This is a genomic window from Desulfovibrio sp. JC022, assembly GCF_010470665.1.
Classification (GTDB): Bacteria; Desulfobacterota; Desulfovibrionia; order Desulfovibrionales; family Desulfovibrionaceae; genus Maridesulfovibrio.
This window is the reverse complement of the sequence record NZ_VOPZ01000021.1, coordinates 1-2,500: the sequence shown is the minus strand read 5'-3', so window position 1 is coordinate 2,500 and position 2,500 is coordinate 1. Positions and strand designations below refer to the sequence as shown.

Genomic DNA, 2,500 nt, shown 5'->3' with positions numbered 1-2,500 from the left:
TCTGGGAGGACCATCTTCCAAGGCTAAATACTACTTAGAGACCGATAGTGAACCAGTACCGTGAGGGAAAGGTGAAAAGAACCCCTGTTAGGGGAGTGAAATAGAACCTGAAACCAGTTGCCTACAAGCTGTGGGAGCGGATTTATTCCGTGACCATTTGCCTTTTGCATAATGGGCCAGTGAGTTAATCTGTAATGCAAGGTTAAGCAGTGATGTGTAGCCGCAGCGAAAGCGAGTCTGAATAGGGCGACAAGTATTGCGGATTAGACCCGAAACCAGGTGATCTATCCATGGGCAGGCTGAAGCTTGAGTAAAATCAAGTGGAGGGCCGAACCGTTGTAAGTTGAAAATTACTCGGATGACCTGTGGATAGGGGTGAAAGGCCAATCAAACTTGGTGATAGCTGGTTCTCTCCGAAATATATTGAGGTATAGCCTCAGGAGTTTTCTTGCGGAGGTAGAGCACTGACAAGGCTAGGGGTCCCACCAGATTACCAAACCTTATCAAACTCCGAATGCCGTAAGATATATCCTGGGAGTCAGACTGCGGGTGCGAAGGTCCGTAGTCGAAAGGGAAACAGCCCAGACCGTCAGCTAAGGTCCCCAAATCCATACTCAGTGGAAAAGGTGGTGGAGTTGTATAGACAGCCAGGAGGTTGGCTTAGAAGCAGCCATCCTTTAAAGAAAGCGTAATAGCTCACTGGTCTAACGATTCTGCGCCGAAAATGTAACGGGGCTAAGTATGGTACCGAAGCTACGGGATGCGACTTGTTCGCATCGGTAGGAGAGCGTTCTCAGATGGGATGAAGGTGAATCGGAAGGTTTGCTGGACTAATGAGAAGTGATTATGCTGGCATGAGTAACGATAAAACAAGTGAGAAACTTGTTCGCCGTAAGACTAAGGTTTCCTGGGTAAAGCTAATCTTCCCAGGGTTAGTCGGTCCCTAAGGCGAGGCCGAAAGGCGTAGTCGATGGAAAACGGGTTAATATTCCCGTACCTGTAAGTGTGTGCGATGGAGGGACGCAGTAGGATAGCTCAGCCGGCTGTTGGATATGCCGGTGTAAATGTGTAGGCTTAGGAAATAGGCAAATCCGTTTCCTTTTAAGGCCGAGACATGATGCCGTAACTTTACGTTTGAAGTGAGTAATTCCAGACTGCCTAGAAAATCTTCTAAGTTTAGCACTTATAGACCGTACCGCAAACCAACACAGGTAGTCGGGTCGAGTAGACCAAGGCGCTTGAGAGAACTCTGGTTAAGGAACTCGGCAAAATGATCCCGTAAGTTAGCGAGAAGGGATGCTCCAGACGGTGACTTGATTCACTTAATGAGCTGTTTGGAGCCGCAGAGAATCGGGGGGGGCGACTGTTTACTAAAAACATAGGTCTATGCTAAGTCGTAAGACGATGTATATGGACTGACGCCTGCCCGGTGCTGGAAGGTTAAAAGGAGGTGTTAGCTTCGGCGAAGCTCCGAATTGAAGCCCCAGTAAACGGCGGCCGTAACTATAACGGTCCTAAGGTAGCGAAATTCCTTGTCGGGTAAGTTCCGACCTGCACGAATGGCGTAACGATCTCCCCACTGTCTCAACCAGAGACTCAGTGAAATTGAATTACCGGTGAAAATGCCGGTTACCCGCGGTAAGACGGAAAGACCCTGTGCACCTTTACTATAGCTTGACATTGGGTTTAGGGCTATCATGTGTAGGATAGGTGGGAGGCTTTGAAGTCGGCACGCTAGTGTCGGTGGAGCCAACCTTGAAATACCACCCTTGATAGTCTTGAATTCTAATCCAATGCCGTCATCCGGCTTGGAGACAGTGTCTGGTGGGTAGTTTGACTGGGGCGGTCGCCTCCCAAAAAGTAACGGAGGCTTGCAAAGGTTCCCTCAGGCTGATTGGAAACCAGCCGTTGAGTGCAAAGGCATAAGGGAGCTTGACTGTAAGACAGACATGTCGAGCAGGAACGAAAGTTGGTCTTAGTGATCCGGTGGTTCCGCATGGAAGGGCCATCGCTCATAGGATAAAAGGTACGCCGGGGATAACAGGCTGATCGCGCCCAAGAGTTCACATCGACGGCGCGGTTTGGCACCTCGATGTCGGCTCATCACATCCTGGGGCTGAAGCAGGTCCCAAGGGTTCGGCTGTTCGCCGATTAAAGTGGTACGCGAGCTGGGTTTAAAACGTCGTGAGACAGTTTGGTCCCTATCTACCGTGGGCGTAGGATAATTGAAGAGGGTCTGCCCCTAGTACGAGAGGACCGGGGTGGACGAACCTATGGTGTTCCTGTTGTCACGCCAGTGGCATTGCAGGGTAGCTAAGTTCGGAAGGGATAACCGCTGAAAGCATCTAAGCGGGAAGCCTGCCTCAAGATTAGTTGTCCCTATGCTTTATGCATCTAAAGATTCCAGGTAGACCACCTGGTTGATAGGCTGGAGGTGTAAGTGCAGCAATGCATTCAGCTGACCAGTACTAATAAATCGTGCGACTTATTTTTCTTCTCT

At 49.8% G+C, this 2,500-nt stretch carries 1 rRNA gene (cut by a window edge); it reads left to right on the top strand.

Annotated features, from left to right (window positions below):
• Positions 1–2,493, top strand: a 23S ribosomal RNA gene (locus FMS18_RS19995) (it extends 442 nt beyond the left edge of the window).
• Positions 2,494–2,500 lie beyond the last annotated feature (7 nt).